16 protein-coding genes are annotated in these 18862 nt (G+C 69.4%); 11 read left to right on the top strand and 5 right to left on the bottom strand.

What is annotated here, in order from left to right:
* Positions 1-56 precede the first annotated feature (56 nt).
* The 8 genes from LQ566_RS15160 to LQ566_RS15195 all read left to right on the top strand — a co-directional run bounded on the left by LQ566_RS15160 (position 57) and on the right by LQ566_RS15195 (position 8141).
* The gene (locus LQ566_RS15160) at positions 57-614 is read left to right on the top strand and encodes a PH domain-containing protein (RefSeq protein WP_372459814.1); all 558 of its coding nucleotides are present in this window, start codon (positions 57-59) and stop codon (positions 612-614) included.
* A gap of 154 nt (positions 615-768) precedes the next feature.
* Complete coding sequence (locus LQ566_RS15165; RefSeq protein ID WP_231092614.1) at positions 769-1893, top strand: 5-(carboxyamino)imidazole ribonucleotide synthase; 1125 nt, start codon at positions 769-771, stop codon at positions 1891-1893.
* 129 nt (positions 1894-2022) lie between these two features.
* Positions 2023-2490: a 5-(carboxyamino)imidazole ribonucleotide mutase gene (gene purE / locus LQ566_RS15170; protein WP_231092744.1), complete on the top strand. Its 468-nt coding sequence runs from the start codon at positions 2023-2025 to the stop codon at positions 2488-2490.
* Positions 2487-3950, top strand: a complete 1464-nt coding sequence (locus tag LQ566_RS15175) for an LCP family glycopolymer transferase (protein WP_308071082.1) — start codon at positions 2487-2489, stop codon at positions 3948-3950. The genes purE and LQ566_RS15175 overlap by 4 nt, the downstream gene beginning before the upstream one ends.
* A 74-nt stretch (positions 3951-4024) precedes the next feature.
* The gene (locus LQ566_RS15180; protein WP_231092615.1) at positions 4025-5122 is read left to right on the top strand and encodes a glycosyltransferase; all 1098 of its coding nucleotides are present in this window, start codon (positions 4025-4027) and stop codon (positions 5120-5122) included.
* Between the two features lie 40 nt (positions 5123-5162).
* Positions 5163-6212 carry a substrate-binding domain-containing protein gene (locus LQ566_RS15185; RefSeq protein ID WP_231092616.1) on the top strand — a complete coding sequence of 350 codons (1050 nt, stop codon included), beginning with the start codon at positions 5163-5165 and terminating at the stop codon, positions 6210-6212.
* Between the two features lie 124 nt (positions 6213-6336).
* Entirely contained in the window at positions 6337-7875 is a 1539-nt protein-coding gene (locus tag LQ566_RS15190) for a class I SAM-dependent methyltransferase (RefSeq protein ID WP_231092617.1), read from the top strand.
* Positions 7872-8141, top strand: a complete 270-nt coding sequence (locus LQ566_RS15195; RefSeq protein WP_231092618.1) for a hypothetical protein — start codon at positions 7872-7874, stop codon at positions 8139-8141. Before LQ566_RS15190 ends, LQ566_RS15195 begins: the two co-directional genes overlap by 4 nt.
* Positions 8142-8154: 13 nt before the next feature.
* On the opposite strand, the gene LQ566_RS15200 is transcribed toward LQ566_RS15195, so the two are convergent.
* The 4 genes from LQ566_RS15200 to LQ566_RS15215 form a co-directional block, all read right to left on the bottom strand.
* Complete coding sequence (locus LQ566_RS15200) at positions 8155-8850, bottom strand: IspD/TarI family cytidylyltransferase (protein ID WP_231092619.1); 696 nt, start codon at positions 8848-8850, stop codon at positions 8155-8157.
* A complete protein-coding gene (locus LQ566_RS15205) occupies positions 8843-9631 on the bottom strand; it encodes an NAD-dependent epimerase/dehydratase family protein (RefSeq protein ID WP_231092620.1) in 789 nt (262 codons plus the stop codon). Before LQ566_RS15205 ends, LQ566_RS15200 begins: the two co-directional genes overlap by 8 nt.
* Positions 9632-9707: 76 nt before the next feature.
* Entirely contained in the window at positions 9708-10448 is a 741-nt protein-coding gene (locus LQ566_RS15210) for an ABC transporter ATP-binding protein (RefSeq protein ID WP_231092621.1), read from the bottom strand.
* A complete protein-coding gene (locus LQ566_RS15215; RefSeq protein WP_231092622.1) occupies positions 10432-11298 on the bottom strand; it encodes an ABC transporter permease in 867 nt (288 codons plus the stop codon). The genes LQ566_RS15210 and LQ566_RS15215 overlap by 17 nt, the downstream gene beginning before the upstream one ends.
* 190 nt (positions 11299-11488) lie before the next feature.
* Here LQ566_RS15215 and LQ566_RS17720 point away from each other — a divergent pair, with 190 nt between their 5' ends.
* Genes LQ566_RS17720 through LQ566_RS15230 form a run of 3 tightly spaced genes read left to right on the top strand, consistent with a single transcriptional unit; the run spans position 11489 to position 16063 of the window.
* Positions 11489-13183, top strand: coding sequence for a glycosyltransferase (locus LQ566_RS17720; protein WP_231092623.1), 1695 nt, complete (start codon positions 11489-11491; stop codon positions 13181-13183).
* Positions 13177-14085 carry a glycosyltransferase family 2 protein gene (locus LQ566_RS15225; RefSeq protein WP_231092624.1) on the top strand — a complete coding sequence of 303 codons (909 nt, stop codon included), beginning with the start codon at positions 13177-13179 and terminating at the stop codon, positions 14083-14085. The genes LQ566_RS17720 and LQ566_RS15225 overlap by 7 nt, the downstream gene beginning before the upstream one ends.
* A 7-nt stretch (positions 14086-14092) precedes the next feature.
* On the top strand, positions 14093-16063 hold the full coding sequence (locus LQ566_RS15230; protein ID WP_231092625.1) for a DUF6541 family protein: 1971 nt from the start codon (positions 14093-14095) through the stop codon (positions 16061-16063).
* A 110-nt stretch (positions 16064-16173) separates the two neighbouring features.
* On the opposite strand, the gene LQ566_RS15235 is transcribed toward LQ566_RS15230, so the two are convergent.
* The gene (locus LQ566_RS15235) at positions 16174-18822 is read right to left on the bottom strand and encodes a hypothetical protein (RefSeq protein WP_231092626.1); all 2649 of its coding nucleotides are present in this window, start codon (positions 18820-18822) and stop codon (positions 16174-16176) included.
* Positions 18823-18862 lie beyond the last annotated feature (40 nt).

Raw genomic sequence — 18862 nt, forward strand, 5'->3', positions numbered from 1 at the left:
CTCGCGGGGGCGCGCCGCTGCCCGGCTCCGGCGGGGGAGCAGGGGACAATGGGCTCATGATGAGCGAACCGGGATCGATCGGGGGGCGCCCGCTGATGCCGGCACCCGGATCTCCCGTGCCCGAGCTGCTCATCGCTCGATTGCACCCCCACGCGCGACGACTGTTCTGGTCGGCTCTGGTTCTCATTGCCACGGCTGGAGCGGTCGGCTGGTTCACCGGCAACGCGCCGGTGCCCTGGCTCACCGACCTCATGCTCTGGCTCGCCGGCGGCATCGTCGTGGTTCTGCTGGTGCTGGTGCCGTACGTGGTCTGGTCCACGCGCCGGGTGACGATCACCACCCGCCGGGTGATCGTGGCGGACGGGCTGTTCTCGCGTCGTCGCCGTGAGCTCTCCCACGCCCGCGGGTACACGGTGTCGCTGCGGCGCGGTCCGCTGCAGCGTCTGTGGGGGAGTGGCACGCTCGTCCTCTCGAACGGCGTGGAGCCGCCGCTGCGGCTCGCGGACGTGCCGCACGCCCGCCTGGTGCACGAGGTCCTGGTCGATCAGGTGGAGGTCAACCAGATCCTCGCCCATCGCGATCAGCAGGCCGGCACCACCGGCTCCCTCGTCTGACCCACCCTCGCCCTCCCGCCGCGTGGACCCACTCCTGCGCGGGCCGTCTCCGCGGAGGCGGAGGCAGAGGCGGAGGCAGGCGGGGCGAGGAAGCCCGCGCGATGGGGGAGGATGGATGCGGTGCGTACGGGCACCGCGAAGCGAGGGAGAGAGCATGCGCGTCGGAGTGATCGGTGGCGGACAGCTGGCACGGATGATGATCGCGCCGGCGGAGGAGCTGGGGCTGGAGATCCGCGTTCTCGCTGAGGAGCCCGGCATGTCCGCGGCCCTGGCCGCCACGGCGACCGGCGACTACCGCGATCTCGACACCGTCCTCGCGTTCGCGCGTGACGTCGACGTCATCACGTTCGACCACGAGCACGTCCCGCAGGACGTGCTGGCGGGGCTCGTCTCGGCGGGCATCGCGGTGCACCCCGGGCCAGAGGCTCTCGCCATCGCCCAGGACAAGCTCGTGATGCGCGAGACCATGGCACGCATCGGGGCACCGCAGCCCGACTGGGCCGCCGTGCGCGACGCCGACGAGCTGGCAGCCTTCCTCGAAGCGCACGGCGGACGTGCCGTGGTGAAGACGGCTCGGGGCGGGTACGACGGCAAAGGGGTCCGCGTGGTCAACGCCGCGCACGAGGCCGACGACTGGTTCACCGCACTCGCAGAGGATGCCAACGGCGGTGCGCTGCTGGCCGAGGAGATGGTCGACTTCACCCGTGAGCTCGCCCAGCAGGTGGCCCGCCGTCCGTCGGGCCAGGCTCTGGCGTACCCGGTCGTCCAGACCGTGCAGCGTGACGGCGTCTGTGCCGAGGTGACCGCTCCCGCGCCCGGCATCGGCGGGCTCGCCGAGGAGGCCGCCGACCTCGGGCTGCGCATCGCGGAGGAACTCGGTGTCACCGGCATGCTCGCGGTGGAGCTGTTCGAGACCGCCGATGGGCGCATCCTGGTCAACGAACTGGCCATGCGTCCGCACAACAGCGGCCACTGGACGCAGGACGGCGCGGTGACGAGTCAGTTCGAGCAGCACCTGCGCGCCGTGCTGGATCTGCCCCTCGGGGACCCCTCACCGCGTGCGGCGCACGCGGTGATGATCAACATCCTCGGCGGGCCGGAGGGCGCGACGATGGCGGAGCGCTTCGCGGCGGCGCTGGCGGCGGCCCCCGACGCGAAGGTCCACACCTACGGCAAGGCCCCGCGCCCCGGTCGCAAGGTGGGCCACGTCAACGCCGCGGGGCCGGAGCTGGACGCCGTGCTGGCCTCTGCCCGTGCGGCTGCTGCGGCGTTCGACTGAGGCGCCAGCTCCCAGCGGATTCGGGGCGATCGTCCGCGTGCCGTGCACCGGGCGTTCGGCCGGGCCCCCTAGCCTGTTCTGGTGACCTCTGCGCTGCATTCATCCGAGAACCCGCTCGTCGGCGTCGTCATGGGCTCCGATTCGGACTGGCGCGTGATGGCGGACGCCTCCGCGGCACTGACCGAGTTCGGGATGCCGCATGAGGTCGAGGTCGTCTCGGCGCACCGTACGGTGGACAAGCTCGTCCGCTACGGCCGGGAGGCACGCGGACGCGGCCTGCGCGTGATCATCGCCGGCGCCGGGGGTGCAGCGCACCTGCCGGGCATGCTGGCCTCCATCACGGCGTTGCCCGTGATCGGCGTCCCGGTGCCGCTGGCGACACTGGACGGCATGGATTCGCTGCTGTCGATCGTGCAGATGCCCGCGGGAATCCCGGTGGCCACCGTCTCGATCGGCGGCGCGAAGAACGCCGGACTGCTGGCGGCGCGTATCCTCGGCACCTCCGACCCCGCGGTCGCCGACGCGGTCGAGGCTTACGCGCGCGACCTGGAGGCTCAGGTGGAGCAGAAGAACATCCGGCTCAAGGGATCGTTGTGACCGCGCTCGTCGCCGATCGGACGGGGGCGGGGTCCGCGATCCGCACCCAGCCCATGCGTCACCCTGACGCGGCAGATCGTGCGGTGATGACCCGCCGCGGCTGGTGGCTGGTGATCCTCGGCTTCCTGATCCCCGGCTCCCCGCAGGTTCTGGCGGGCAACCGGAAGCTCGGGCGCTTCGGCCTCGGAGCCACGATCCTCATGTGGACGCTCCTCGTCATCGCCGTGCTCATCGCCGTGCTGCTGCGTGACTTCTACTTCTGGCTCATCGGTGTCGGCTGGCTGTTCGCGGCGATCACCGTGCTCGCCCAGGGGCTTCTCATCGGTTATGCGGTGCTGTGGATCATCCTCGGGCTGAACACCCTGATGCTGGTGAAGCTCGTTCGCATCCGGACGGCATCGCGGTTCGGCATCGCCGCCCTCGCAGCGGGCCTGCTCGTCGTCTCCAGCGGCACGGCGACCTATGCCGCGGGGATCGTCGGCACGACCCGGGACACGCTCGGCAGCGTGTTCGCCTCCAGCGCCCCGCCCGTGGCGCCCTCCGACGGGTACTACAACATCCTGCTGCTCGGCGCGGACTCCGGCGATGGCCGGGACTCCATGCGCTTCGACAGCATCTCCGTGGTGTCCATCAACGCCGACACCGGCGCGGTCACCATCACCGGCATCCCGCGCGATATGCCGGATGTCCCCTTCGCCCCCGGCCCCATGCAGGACCTCTATCCCGACGGCCACTACGGCGTCGCAGACGAGGAGTGCGGCTGGACCAGCGCCATCAACCAGCTCAACACCGAGCTGGAGATCTGCCGCGCCGACGAGGGCCTGTATCCCGATGCGGTCGCCAACGGCTCCACCCCCGGAATCGAGGCGACGAAGGACGCCGCCGAGGGCGTTCTCGGCATCACCATCCCGTACTACGTCTTCATCGACATGGACCACTTCGCGGCGCTGATCGATGCGCTCGGCGGGGTGCAGATCACGGTGACCGAGCGGCTTCCCGAGGGCGGTGGCCCCGCGTACGAGGGGCAGCCGGCGGAGGACTGGGCGATCGGGTGGATCGAGCAGGGCGAACAGCACATGGACGGGAACACCGCCCAGTGGTATGCGCGCTCGCGCTACACCACGAGCGACTGGGATCGGATGCGTCGCCAGCGTGAGCTGCAGGAGGCGATGCTCAAGCAGTTCACCCCGGAGAACGTGCTCTCGCGGTTCCAGGAGATCGCGAAGGCCGGAACGGCTGTCATGGAGACGGACGTGCCGCAGTCGATGATGCAGCCCTTCCTCAACCTCGCTCTGAAGGCGAAGTCGCAGGAGGTGCAGAAGATCGAGCTCACCCCGGAAGGCACCCCGCTCCTGGACGGCAGCACGATCGATGACACGAGCCCGGACTTCACCGCGATCCAGCAGCTCATCCAGGAGAGGCTGCATCCGCCGGCCGCGGAGGACACTCCCGCGCCCTGACGACAACCTGAGCGTCCCCCGACCTCCGGGGTGCCGAAGGGGCGGTGTCGGCGGCGAGCACTAGGGTCGGAGACATGACGGCGACCCTTCGTGTGGTGATCGATCAGGCCTCGGCACAGTCTTTCTCGGACCAGGCGACGGCCGGGCTTGAGACCGCGCGCGCTCTGATCCGCATGGCCCCGGACGGGTGCGATGTGGCGGCCATCGTCCCCGGCGGCGAGGCGGATCTCACCACGCTCGTGCCGGGCCTCTCCGGGGTCCGGGTGGCATCTCTCGCCCGCCGGGAGCTCCTTGCCGCCTGGCAGCTCGGGGTCGCTCCCTCGATCGGGGGCGGCTTCATCCACTCGACCACCCTGGCCGCCCCGCTGGTGCGTCATGACCGGGTGAACGACGGCGACCAGAGCGTCGTCACGCTGTGGGATCTGCGGGCCTGGGAGGCGGCGTCGGAGGTGGCCCGCACCGCCGTCACCTGGAATCGCGGCATGCTCAAGCGCGCCGTCAAACACGCGGACGCGATCGTCGTGCCCACCTTTGCCCACGCCGCCCGCCTCGACGAGGAGTGGTCCTTCGGTGACCGGGTGCGGGTGGTGGCGGGTGCAGCACCGTCCGGGTTCCGCGAGCCCACCGACGCCGATGCGCGCGCCCGGGATCTGGTGCTTCCCGAACGCTACGTCGTGACGGACGCGACGACGGCGCCGTCCGACGGCCTCGGGAAGGCGCTCGCCGCTGTCTCGGGACAGGCGGGTGACGACCTCGCCGTGCTGATCATCGGAGTGCCGGCGGACCAGGAGGCCGCGGTGAGGGAGCTCGCCTCCGCTGCGGGCGTGCCGGAGCGGCACCTTCAGGTGCGTCCGGAGCTGGATGCGGCCGATCGCGCTGTGGTGCTGGCCCGCTCGGAGCTGCTGATCTCCACGCTCACGCGCACTGCCTGGCCGTGGCGGGTCGTGGAGGCGCTCGCGCTCGGGGTGCCGGTGGTGGCCCTCGACACACCCGCTCACCGCGAGGTCATCGCCGACGGCGGTGTGCTTGCGGAGGAGCGCGACCTCGCCGACGCGGTCGCAGAGGTGCTCGCCGACACCGAGCGCTACGGCGTGCTGAGCGACGACCGCGGGCGCGCCTACTCCTGGGACAGCTCCGCCGAGCGCATCTGGCAGTTGCACGCCGAGCTCTGAGTCTGCGCACCTCTGAGCGTTCATGGGCGAAGATGTTCATATGCTTGCCGATGAGCGTCGTGAACGGATCCTGTCCGAGCTGGGGGTGCGCGGCGCCCTGCAGGTGGCGGACTTCGCCGCGCGCATCGGCGTCTCGGGAATGACGCTGCGGCGAGACCTCGCGCAGCTGGAGGCGGACGGGCTCCTGGTACGGGTGCATGGCGGCGCGGTTTCTCCCCGTGAGTCGGGTGTACGGGCATCGACGCCGCTCGCCACGATCGGCGTCATCGTGCCGAGCGCGACCTACTACTACCACGGTGTGGTCGACGGCATCCGTCGTGCCGCTTCGCGCAGTCGGTGTCGACTGGCCCTGGCCGTATCGGATTACCGCAGCGACCGCGAGAGCGCACAGGTCCGCCAGCTCGTGGCGCGCGGTGTGGACGGCCTGATCATCACCCCGGCGAACGCGGACTGGGAGGACACCGCGCTGCGGGATCTGCTGGGCGCGCAGAACATTCCCGTGACCATCGCCGAGCGCAGCATCGATCCGATGCGGCCCCTCGGCCAGGTGGAATCCGTGCGCACCGACCACGAGGCAGGCGTCGCGCTGGCCGTCCAGCGCCTGCGTGACGCCGGCCACTCGGGTATCGCCCTCGCGCTGCGGGCCGGCACCGCCACCTCCGTGTGGCTGCGGCGGGGGTTCGCCGCAGCCGTGCGGTCGCACGAGCGCTCGTTCGTGACCGAGCTGCCGCGTGACGCCAGCGGTCAGGCTACCGAGCGCTCACACCTCGTGGACCTGATCCGCCGGTGCGAGGCCGAGCACATCCGGGCACTCATCGTCCTCACCGACGTGGACGCCATCGCACTCGAGGAGGTGGCGCTGGAGGAGGGGGTGCGCATCCCCGAGGATCTGTCGGTGATCTCCTACGACGACGAGGTCGCCGGACTCGCACCCGTCCCTCTCACCGCCATCTCGCCCCCGAAGCAGGAACTGGGCGATCGGGCGTTCGAGATGTGCCTGGCGCGGATCCACGGATCGCGCTCGACGGCACTGACGCGGAGCCTGTTGCTGCCCACGCTCGTGGAGCGGGATTCCGTCGGGTCGGCATAGGCGCGCGATCAGGTCGGACGCGCCCGGGGGAACACGCCCGGATCCCGAGGAGTCCTCGTGCGGCTGCCGCCTCACCGATAGGGTGAGGGAGCGTGCGAACCCGAGCACGCCGGAGGTGTTGCCAGTGGAGGCCGTACCCGATCTCGTCATCGCCGAGGTCGCCGTGCGCGAGGTGACGCGCGTAGACGTGCGATTCGACGGGCACCGGGTGTGGACGACCACGGTCCCGGCTGCGCGCGACGGACACGTGCACTTCGAGTGGCCCGCTGCGCTGCGTGCGCGGCTCGTGGGTTCCACGCGTGTCAGCGTTCACGACGTCGTGAGCGGTGCGGAGCTGGCGGCTCGTGAGATGCGGTTCGCCGGTGTGGACGAGCGTCTCGAACTCGTGGACGGACGCGGGCGCCTGCTCGCGATGAACAAGTGGGATACGCTCGGCGCCGTCAACGACGGACGCGGCGACGGGGTTCGCCAGCGCATGCTGGTCAGCGCCCGGCGCGTGGTGGACCTGCTCCGGCGCGGCGGGTGGGATCCGTTCGTGGTCGGCGGAGCACTCCTGGGCGTCGTCCGGGAGGGGCGGATGCTCGCGCACGACGACGACATCGACCTGGCCTTTCTCTCCGCGCACAGCGATCCCTCCGATCTCGCCCTGGAGAGCACGCGGATGGAACGCCTGCTCAGGGGCGAGGGCCTCACCGTGGTACGGCACAGCCTCGCGCACATCGCCGTGCACTTCACGGACGATGCCGGTCTCCCGGAGCACTACATCGACGTGTTCACCGGGTTCTTCCGCGGCCGTACCTATCATCAGCCGTTTGCGCTGCGCGGTGAGGGAATCGCCGCGGCTGATCTCGTCCCGCCGGTCGCACTGGACATCGAGGGCACCTCCCTCCCTGCCCCTGCGGTGCCGGAAGCCTGGCTCGCGTTCGCGTACGGGCCATCGTGGCGGGTGCCGGACGCGTCGTTCCATTTCCCCGACCCGCCCTCGACCGTGCTGCGCTTCGACGGCTGGTTCGGCAGCTTCAACCACGGCCGCGACGCCTGGGAGGAGCACTACCTCGCCGCATCCGGCCCGCAGGGCGAAGGCAGTGCGGAAGAGGTGGACGCCTTCATCGCGGCGTTGCCGCCGGGAGCGTGTGTGCTGGATGTGGGGTGCGGAGACGGAACGTGGGCGCGCAGGATCGCCGCCGCGGGGCACACCGTGCTGGGCGTGGACTACAGTCTGGAGGCGCTGGCGCTCGCCGGGCGTTTCGACGACGACGCCGTCCGCTACCGCTTCCTGAACCTCAACGACCGTTCTGCCGTTCTGGCGCTGGGGGCCGAGCTCCTCGCCGAGGGGCGGGAATGGGTGGTGTTCGGCAGCCACCTGCTGCAGAGCATGACCGCCGACGGCCGGCACAACCTGCTGATGATGCTCGAGCTCATGCTGCGCGGAAACGGGTTCGCGCACTTCATCGACGACACCGACATCGCCCACGACTACGACGCCACCCTTCCGCGCACCTGGCACATGCCCACGGCCTGGCTGGAGCAGGAGGCGCGTGGGCGGCGTCTCGCGATACGCGTGCTCCGGCGCGGAACGCGCCCGGACGGTACGGGCACACGCGGCACCGCAGCCGTGCGCGTGGATCGCACCGATGCCCCCCTGTTCCTGGAGGAGACATGATCAACCGGATCCGCCGTACCGTGCGCTCGCTCGCGCGCCGCATCGCGCCGAGCGCCTATGGCAAGCTCGAGCGTCTCGGCGATGCGGACTTCGCCGCGATGGAGGCGGTGGCTCCCCTCAGCGAGCGGGTCGCGGCTCTCGAAGCCGAGAACGCCGACCTGCGCCAGCAGCTCTGGGAGATCCGCACCGACGCCCGACGGGTGAACGAGCTCTACGACCTCGTCATCGAGCGGCTGCGCTCGGACAATCCGCTGCGCGGCTCCTGAGGGGCCAGACGCCTCAGCGCTCGTCCGCCGTGCGCCGTTCGGCGATGAGGCGCGCGGTCGCGAGGTCCTGCGGCGTCGTGATCTTGATGTTCTCCGCGCTTCCGGTGAGCATGCGGGCCGCTGTGCCGGTGAACTCGTGGACCAGATCCGCGTCGTCGCTCACTCGTGAGTAGCCCGATGCTACGGCGCGGTCGTAGGCGGTCGCCAGCAGATCGCGGTCGAAGGCCTGGGGCGTCTGGCCCATCCAGCTGTGCTGGCGCTCCAGGGAGCCCTGCACGAAGCCGTCCTCGCCCACGAGCTTGATCTGCACCGTGCTGGGGGTCCCGAGCATGGCCGCCCCGTGCTGCATCGCCGCATCGACCACGGCGGAGACGGCGGTGGGCTGCACGAATGGCCGGACACCATCGTGCACCACGACGATCTCGCCGCGGGTGCTCTGCAGTCCGTGCCGCGCGCTCAGGTGCCGTTCAGCACCGCCGATCACGACCGTGACGTCCAGCCCGGCGTCTCGGAGGATGCGGCGGTAGAGGTCGGCATTCTCGGCGCTCGCGGTCACGATGACCTCATCGACCGGATCCACCGAGAGCGCACGGACGGTGCGCTCGAGCACGGTCCTCCCACCCAGGTTCACGAGCAGCTTGTTCGATCCGAACCGCGTGCCCTGGCCCGCGCAGGTGATGACTGCCGAGACGATCCGACCGTCACGCACCGGCGCGCTCCCGGTCGACGAAGGCACGAAGGCCCGCCAGCACGCCGGCGGCGTCGGTCATGTATCCCTCCGTACCGGCGAAGAGGGCGCTGTGCCGGGTGCGCATGTCGCGCGTGTACATGGCGGCGAACGGGCTGGGCGGCTCGGGCGGCTCCTGGCCCCGGATGTCGATTCCGAACACCCGCTCGGCCAGCTGGTCGTTGCGGATCGGCGCCGTGGCGATGTTCAGGGTGGTGATCCCCGCCGCCATCGCTGTGGCGGCATCCGCCGCGAGCCGACGAACGTCGTAGTGCTGCAGATGATCGTCGGGCCGGATGTGCGCGACGCGGTGGTTGCGCAGGAGGTCGTGCACCACGCCCTTGCGCAGGTGGTCGCCGTACAGCTGGGGCAGTCGCAGCACGACGGTGTCGAAGCGCTCGGACAGCACGCGCTCCATGTGCAGGCGATTACGCCCGTACGGGGTGAGGCCGTTCTCGTCGGGCATCGTCTCCTCATCCGGCGTCGTCCCGGCGGGAAAGACGCAAACGGTGGAGATCAGCACAAGCCGCTCGATACGAGCGCGTGAGACGCGCTCGATGAGGGTGTCGATCTCCGCGCGATCAGCGCCGCCATCGGCATTGATCCGGTGCGAGTCGGCGCGCGTCGCAGCCGAGAACACCACATCGTAGGTGCGTCCCGCGATGTCGCCGATGTTCCGGGAGTCGTAGAGGTCGTCGAACGTTCGCGCCGCGCGGAGGTTGCGGCCCACGAATCCTGTGGCGCCGAGCAGGGCACTCCTCACGGGCGGCACCTCCATGCACGTCGTCGGGTATCGGACCAGCCTAGCCCCGCACATGCCGACGGGCGAATGCGCGTGATCAGGCGCGCATCAGCTCCACGGCGCGCTTGCTGTCCCCGTCGAACTCCACGGTGCCACCGCGCAGCAGGATTCCGCGCTCGCACAGATCGGAGACCATGTCGAGGTCGTGGGAGACCACGACGAGCGTCTTGCCCGCCGCGTGCAGTTCACGGATGCGCGCGAGGCACTTCTTCTGGAACGGCTCGTCACCCACGGAGAGGATCTCATCGATCAGCAGGATGTCCACCTCGGTGTGGATCGCCACCGAGAACGCGAGGCGCAGGAACATGCCGGAGGAGTAGTGCTTGACCTCGGTGTCGATGAACTGCTCGATCTCGCTGAACTCCACGATCGAGTCGAATCGCTCGTCGGTCTCCTTGCGCGTCATCCCGAGGATCGCCGCGTTGAGGTAGATGTTCTCGCGGCCCGACAGGTCCGGGTGGAATCCGGCGCCGACCTCGATGAGCCCGGCCACGCGCCCCCGGGTGAGAACTTCACCCGAGTCGGGGGTGAGCACACCGGAGATCATCTTCAGCATCGTGGACTTTCCGGAGCCGTTGAAGCCCAGCAGCGCCACGGCCTCGCCCTCGCCGATCTGGAAGGAGACGCCATCCAGAGCACGGAAGTCCGTCGTGATGGGTTTGCGTCGCACGGCGGCGAGCGCCGTCTCCTTGATGGAGTGTGTGTGCCGCAGCCGGAACGCCTTGCGGACGTCGTCCGCGATGATGCGGGGCACGGTGTTCTCAGAGGTCCTGGGCAAAGCGACCCTCCAGGCGCCGGAAGACGAGCTGGCCCACGAAGACCAGGATGAGGCTGGTGATGAACGCGATGCCGACATAGGTCCACAGGCCGTCGATCACCTGAGCGTTCTTGGGGTGCAGTCCGCCCCAGATGCCGAAGTGGAACAGCTCCACGGCCATGGTGATCGGATTGAGGCGGTAGATCACCCACAGCCAGTGCGGGATCTCCGCCTGCACCATCGTCCACTGGTACATCACCGGCGACGCCCACACGGCGCACATCGTGATGATCTCCACGAAGCTCTGCGCGTCGCGGAAGGTGACGTTGATCGATCCGAACAGCAGGCCGAGCCCGGTGGCCAGCAGTGCCACCAGCACGAGCCCGAGCAGGATCGCGGCCACCTGCAGCAGCGAGGGAGCCCAGCCGAAGAACAGCGAGATCACGATGACCACCACCACCTGGGGCAGGGTGTTCACCGCCGCGATGAGCATGCTCGCCACCGGGAACATCTCGCGGGGCAGGTAGATCTTCTTGATCAGCGCCGCATTGTCCACGAGAGATCGGGTCGCGTTGGAGAACGCCTCGTTGAAGAAGGTCACCACGGTGATGCCCGACAGCAGATAGATCGGGAAGAACTCGACGTTCTTGTTCTGGCCGAGGAACACGCCGATCGCCAGCCAGAACACGACGAACTGCACGAGAGGCTTCACATACGACCACAGCCAGCCCAGGATCGAACCGCGGTAGCGGATCTGGATCTCCTTGCGGACGATGAGCGAGAGCAGGTAGCGGTGATCGAAGACATCGAGCAGGCCGTGGCTGCGCCCCGGACGCTCGAGCGTCGCGGCGTCCGTGGACGATCGCGTCATTCTGCTCCTCAGTGGTCGGGCTGCCGGACCAGGAGGATCCGGCCGAGCGGGCGCTGACCATCCTAATGGCGCTGAGTGTCGCGACGTTGAGAGAGCCCTGATCCGCGAGTCCCGGTCACCTGAGCGCGCCCTGACAGGGCGGAAAAACGCCGCTGGTAGGCTTCTCCGGTACCTGCGAGAGTGGAGATCTGTGCCCGTGTCGATCGAGCGCCAGTTCGGCGAGCCCGCCCTGTTCGAGATCCTCCGAGGCGATGAGATCCCCGCCGATCTCAGCGTGCGCGAGCAGCGGATCCTGGCGGGGGCGTGCGCGTTTCACGCCCTGATGGCGCCGGGACGGACGCTTCGCCTCATCGCCTATGACGGCGGGCCCACCGACCTTCCGCGCACCACGGATGACAGCTCGTTCAGCGGAGCGTCCCGGGCGTTCCAGCGCCGGCTGTGGACCGCCGAGATCCGCAGCCTCGTCGCCGACGAGCCGCGGGAGCACACAGCCGTCGAGGCGCCGGCGGACGAGCTGATCGACGGCGACATCCGCCACATCCACATTCCCCGCGACAGCGTGCTCGACTTCGACCCGCCGCGCGACATCTCACCCGACCCGGTGCGCCGCGCGCTCCGGGCGATCCGCTCACGCACGCCGCTGCTGTACGACCAGGTGCGCGATCTGGAGCTGCTGCGCCACCGGCGCCCGCTGCACTCGCCGGTGCCGCGCCGGGACTACGCCGCCGACTTCCTCCCGGGCGGAATCCATGAGGACGCTCGCCTCGTCCCTGCGGTGGAAGCCCCCGCCGGCGCGCCGCGGGCCGTCCTGGTCGGGATGCACTGGTTCGAGATGGGCGGCGCCGAGCGCTGGGCGTTCGAGACGGTACGCATGATCCGCGACGCGGGCTTCGTGCCGATCGTGCTGGCCAACCGCGACTCGCACCAGCCGTGGATCGATCGCGCCGAGCTCGACGGTGCCGTCACCATCCCGTTCTCGGAGGCGACGGCGCTCTCGCAGACTCCGGGGGTGGAGGAACTGCTGCGCGCGATCCTTCGCACCTGGGACGTGCGCGGTGTGTTCGTGCACCACAACCAATGGCTCTACGATCGACTGCCGTGGATCCGCGCCTCGCGTCCGCAGATCCCGATCATCGACACCACCCACATCGTGGAGTACCGCGGCGGCGGCTACCCCGCCTCCGCCGTCATGGCCGATGCGCCGATCACCACGCACCACGTGATCTCGCCTGCTCTGGAGCGCTGGATGCGTGATGTGCAGGGCATCGATGCGGACAAGATCGTCATGGCTCCGCTGGTGGGCCTCACCGTGGCGGAAGGAGTCGAGCCGGTCTTCCGCCCCCGCAGTGACGGCCCCTTCACCGTGTCCTTCGTCGGCCGGATCGCCCGGCAGAAGGCCCCCGAGGTCTTCGTCGAGGCCGTGGGGCGCATCCACGCGGCCGACCCGTCGATCCGTTTCATCATGCACGGCGACGGCGACATGGCCGGGGCGATCGAGGACTTCATCGCCGGCAAGGGGCTCACGGACGTGATCATCCGGCGCGACTCGTCGGTGCCCGTGGCGGAGACGTATGCCGAGACCGACCTGCTCATGATCACGGCGCACAACGAGGGACTGACCCTCACCACGCTCGAGGCGATCGCGGCCGGCGTGCCGGTGATCTCCACGGACGTGGGTGCCCAGTCCGATATCGTGCCTGCGCGGGCGCTCACCTCGCGCAACGCGTTCCTCGCGGCACGCGCCCAGGCGGATCTCGCGCTGCGGCTGGCGGGGGATGAAGCCGCCCGCCGACAGCTCTGGCACGATGAACGCGAAGCGGAGAAGACCTTGATGAACACGCAATCGGCGGGCGAGTGGTTCGCACAGGAGGTGGCGACATGGTAGCCGTCGCAGCAGTGGTGGTCACGTTCAACCGCCTGGAGAAGCTCAAGACCGTCATCGCCTCGATCGAGGCGCAGACCCTCCCCGTCGAGACGTTGCTGATCATCGACAACGCGTCGACGGACGGCACCGCCGAGTACCTGGCCTCCCTGACCACGACGGTGCCGCACGAGGTCATCACGATGGCGACCAACTCCGGTGGCGCCGGAGGGTTCTCCGAGGGCATGCGTCGCGGCTACGAGACCGGGGCCGATCACGTGTGGATCATGGACGATGACTGCTACCCGAAGCCGGAAGCGCTCGCCAACATGGTCCGCGGCTTCGACGAGGCCGTGGACGAGCTCGGCGGCGACGTTCCCTTCGCGTGCTCGGTGGTGGAGTACACCGACGGCAACATCTGCGAGATGAACAACCCCATCCCGACGTGGGACTGGGGGCGGCTGCTCGTCAAGGGGCAGAACAGCGTGATGGTGACCACCTGCTCGTTCGTGTCGGTGCTCATCCCGCGGTGGGCGATAGCGCGCTACGGACTGCCGTACAAGGAGTACTTCATCTGGTTCGACGACCGGGAGTACACGCAGCGGATGACGCGCCTGTGCCCCGGTGTCCAGGTGATGGACAGCGTCGTGGTGCACGACATGGGCGACAACAAGGGCGTCAACTTCGCCATGGTCGATGCCAAGAGCGTCTGGAAATTCTCCTACGGCGTGCGCAACGAGGCGTCGTGGCGCCTGCACCACCAGGGATTCCTGTACTACCTGGAGTTCGGTGCCCGCCTGTTCGTCAGTCTGCACCGCGGGCGGGTCTCGCTGCCCCTGCGCGCCAAGCTGATGCGCAAGTGGCTGCAGGGCATCACCTTCAACCCGCGCATCGACTACGTCGACTCCCCGCGCGTGACCGCCTGAGCCGGCGATGAGCGGTTCCCTCGACACCTGGATCGGATTCCTCCCGGCGGTGCTGGCCGCCATCGGGGTCCTGGCGGTACCGGGCTTCGTCCTGGGCTTCTTCCTGCGTCTGCGCGGCTGGTGGCTGCTGGGGGCCGCAGCGCCCCTGTCGGTCTCTCTCATCACCGTTGCATCGGTCATCGCCGGGTGGACGCCGCTGCGCTGGAACATCCTGCCCGTGCTGGCCCTGACAGCGGTGGCGTCGGTGGCCGCGTGGGCGTGGATGCGCTGGGTGGGCAAGCCCGTCGCCCCGGCTGCTCGTCGGCGACCCGCCGGGCTGCGTGTCTGGGCGGGCGCGCTCGCGATGCTCGCCCCTGCGGCGCTCATCACCTGGGTGCTGGCCCATGCGATCGGGGACCCCACGCTGATCAATCAGCGCTACGACAACTTCTTCCACGTGAACGCGATCCAGTACGTGCTGGACACCGGGAATGCATCGCCGTTCTGGGTGGGAACGATGACCTCGCCCGGGAATCTGCTCTTCTACCCGTCCGGCTGGCACGCGGTCGCGTCGCTGATCGTTCAGCTGTCGGGCGCTTCTGTCGCGCTGGCGAGCAACGCCCTGGTGTTCGTGGCCGCCGCGCTGGTGTGGCCGGCCTCGATCGTCCTGCTCACCGGACGCCTGCTCGGCTCGAGCCCGCTGGCTCGCGTCGCGGGCGGGGTTCTCGCCGCGGCCTCGCCCGCGTTCCCGTACCTGCCCCTGCACTACGGCCCCGTCTATCCGCTCTTTCTGGGGCTCGCGATCGCCCCGGTCGCGATCGCCGCGATGATCACCGTTCTGCGCCCGCATCGCGCGCCCCGCAGACAGGACGCGATACTCCTCGTCGTGCTGCTCCTGCCGGGTGTCGCCCTGGCGCACCCGAGCGCCTTCCTGGCGGTGCTCGCGCTGTCGGTCCCGTCGGTGCTCGCCCTCGCCCTCCACCTGTGGCGGACCCGCGCGCGGACGCGTGATCGGGCGCTGGTGCTGTCCGGGATGATCGCGCTGGGCGTCGTCGGCATCGTCGTGCTGAAGTTCGTCCGTCCACCGGCTCAGGAGATCTACTGGCCCGTCACCGGTACGCTCCCCACCGCGGTGGGGGAGGTGGTGACAGCGGCGGTGTTCGACTACCCCGTGGCCTATCTCCTCGCACTCCTCGCCCTCGTGGGAGCCGTCACGGCCCTGCGTCGCCCGACCTATCTGCGGGCGGTGGCGCTGGGGATGCTGGTGATCGGCGGGGCGCTCTACGTGATCGTCGCCGGGTCGCCCTTCGAGACACTGCGGACCTGGCTCACCGGGCCGTGGTACAACAACCCCCCGCGTCTGGCGAGCATCTGGGTCATCACGGTGGTTCCGATCGCGGCGCTCGGCGCCCAGCATCTGGTGCGGCTGGTCGTGCGCCTTCTCACGGTGTCACGCCTGCGGCGCCTGCGCGGCGTCATACCGCTCGCGCTGGGGGTCTTCGCCGTGCTGCTTCTGCTGGGTGTGAACTCCGGTGCGCTGCGTCAGGCGCAGACCGACCTGCACGTTGCCTACGGCAATGGTGAGGGCACGGACGGCCCGATCCTGTCCGCCGGGGAGTACAAGCTGCTCTCGGAGCTGGACGAGTACGTGCCCGAGGGCGACGTGATCGCGGGCAACCCCTGGACGGGGACCTCCTTCGCCTATGGCATCAGCGGCCGTGAGGTCCTCATGCCACACCTCCTGATGGTCGAGACGCCGGATGCGGCCGTGATCAACAGCTCCTTCGACACCGAGGGCGACAGCCCGCGGATGTGTCAGGCGCTGGAGGCCACCGGGGTGCGTTACATCCTCGTGTTCGACGGCGGGGAGTTCATGGAGTCGGATCATCCGGACTTCAGCGGCCTGGACGATCTCGATGACTCGCCGTACGCGCGCCTGGTCGCGAGTGAGCCGGGGGCCGAGCTTTACCAGGTCACCTCCTGCGGCCTCGCGAACTGATCCGCGATCCGCGCCGCCGCAGGTGACGCGGGGAGGCGGGCAGGCGCTGAGTCCGAAACGGAAGGCCGTGCTGTCCTGGGACAGCACGGCCTTTCTCCGCAGAGGGGCGATCAGCTGATCGGGGATCCGATGGGGTAGTCGGACGCCTTGCCGGGGACGACCGCCACGCCGCTGGCGGTGGCATTGCCTCCCAGGCGGAGGTAGGCCTCCCATGTCGTCACGTGACGCAGCGAGGTGCCGTCCATGTAGTAGATCTTGGGGTCGGTCCCGAACCGCGCGAAGCTGCCGTTCTTGAGCAGCGGCGTTCCATTGGCGAACTTGCTCCGCTGCGAGGTGGGCAGGCTGTCGACGTTCGGGATCTGACCGCCGTAGTAGCTCACGAAGGTGTCCCAGGTGGCGACGTAGCGAAGCTTCCCGCTCTCGGCGATGTAGATCTCGTCAGCGTTGCCGAAGCGGACCGCGTTGCGATCGGCGAGATACGGCTTGCCCAGCGTGAACGAGGCCTTCACCGATGCCGCACGCGGGTCCACGCTCGGGGTGGAGCCGCCGCTGAGCGAGACCAGGGAGGTCCAGGTGAGGACGTGGCGGATGGTGTTCTTCTGCACGACGTAGACGGCGGGGTCTCCGGCGAACGAGAGCAGCGCGCCCTCCCGCGCCACCAGCGGGTTGCCGACGCCGTACACCGTGATCGCGGCCTGAGCCCAGGAGACGGTGAGGATGGCCCGGTTGGGGGCGCCGTTCAGGGCGACGAGATCCGCGTAGCTCACCACGTGGCGAAGCGAGCCGGACGGGTCGAAGTAGTAGACCGCGGAACCACTCGCGGGACGAGCGAAGATCGGTCCGGTCAGGGTGGCGCCCGAGATCGCGGGCAGTCCTTCGCAGTCGGCGGCCGTGAGCTTGGTGGTGCGTACGTTGGTGGCGTTCGTCACCCGGCGCCAGGCGGATCCGTCGAGCACCCGGACCTCCTGCCCGCAGGCGACGGCCGGCAGCAGCGTGGTGCGGGTCACGGCGGAGGAGCTGACGGAGGAGTCGGCCACGGCGGTGACGCCGGAGGCACCGAACAGCGCCGCAAGATCCAGCGAGGGAACAGGAACCAGCGTTCCGGTGGGCGTCGTCAGATAGACCATGGCGGACGACGCGGCCCGCACGAGACGCCGATCGCCGAAGTAGGTGGCGCCGGCCGTGATGCGCGCCGCCGCCGCGGGGTCCATGGTGGCCACGTAGGTGCTCTCCGCCCCAAGCCGATCGCTCAGCGCAGTGGCGTCGTAGACGTACTGAGAGCGGGAGTACCGGGCGGTGAAGACCTGCGATCCCGTACCCACCCGGTACACGGAGCCGACCTCGGCGCCCGTGGCGAAGGCGTCCATGACCGACGCCGGCAGATCGCGCGCGTTCTCGGCGCGGTAGCCGAACTGCGTCACGGACTCCACCGTGCGGAAGCGGTGCTTCGTGCGGTCGGATTCCAGAAGGTAGATCGCGCCGTTGCGGGGATCACGCACGGAACGGGTGACCACTCCGCCGTTGCCGAGGCGAGACACCTCGGCGGAGGAGACGATGACGATCGAGCCGAAGGTCGCGGTGTAGGCGTCGAGATCGGCGGCCGTGGAGATCTGGTAGCGGGTGCCACCGGCGGCCAGATACACGGCCGGGGCGTCGGACGCGCGGATGATGCGCACGTTGTCCGCCGGCGTCGTCGGCGTGCCGCCGCCCTGGGTGGAGCCGAACCACTGGTTGAAGTACAGGTAGAAGTTCCGGTTGCCGTAGCTCGAGCAGCCATCGCCCTCGCCATACCCCGCGTTCAGTGCGGCGCGGTTGGGCTGGTAGGGCGTGTAGTAGTAGAGCGCCGACGTGGCCTTGTTGGAGATGTAGACCGGAGCCGCGCCGCAGCTGGCGTTGGGGTGCCAGTAGATGTTGGAGGTGCGGCCCGCGGGGTAGTACGTGAAGTAGCGCCCCTCCATGTAGATGTTCATCTGGCGGGCCGCGCCGTAGATCTGGTAGAAGAATCCGGCGAACGCCGGGTCACACGGCGCCGTGTCGGGGCATCCCTGTCCGAGTGCCATGTCATAGCGCCACTGGCTCGGCCACGTGTGGGTGACGAGTCCCTGCTCCTTCTGGAGCATCACGATCAGCACCTGCGGGTTGATGTTGCAGGACTGGGAGACCTTGTAGATGATCGTGGCCGCGGACTCGTTGGCAGCGCCCGAGTAGCCGCTGCAGTAGGAGTCGGCGGAGCGGTTGGGCGTGTTCTGGCGGTAGTCCTTCAGGCAGGTGTAGCCGGACTGGCAGGTCCCCACCATCTTGCGGAAGAACGTGTCGATCGAGGACGCCGACATCGTGTTCTTGTTCGTGAACGTCGCGTCGTTGATGATGTTCCCGGCCTGGAAGCCGGCCACCGCGGCCGAGGCTTCCGCGAGCGTCGCCGAGAAGGCTGCCGCGGCGGCGATCGCGGGTCCTCCGGTGACGGAGGGTGAGGGCGTTGGCGCCGGCTCATCGCTGAGCACGGGCTCGGGTGTCTCGACGACCTCTGGTGACGTGGCCTCCGGCGACGGGGATGCCGTGCCTGTTTCGCCCGGCTGCGGGGTCGGATCCGGCGTCTCGGTGATCGGGGAGTCGCTCGGCGACGGGGAAGCCGTGCTGACGGCGGGATCCGGCGTCGACTGGGCGAGGGCCGGCTGCGCGGCCAGCAGGGAGAGGCACAGCGCGGCCGACGCGAGAGCCGCGACGAGGGCACGGCGACGGGTGGGGAGCGTCGGAGTCACTGCCCCATTCTGACGGAAAGTGACTGATGATGCCACTGTT

The sequence above is a fragment of the Microbacterium nymphoidis genome (genome assembly GCF_021044885.1).
GTDB classification, from domain to species: domain Bacteria; phylum Actinomycetota; class Actinomycetes; order Actinomycetales; family Microbacteriaceae; genus Microbacterium; species Microbacterium nymphoidis.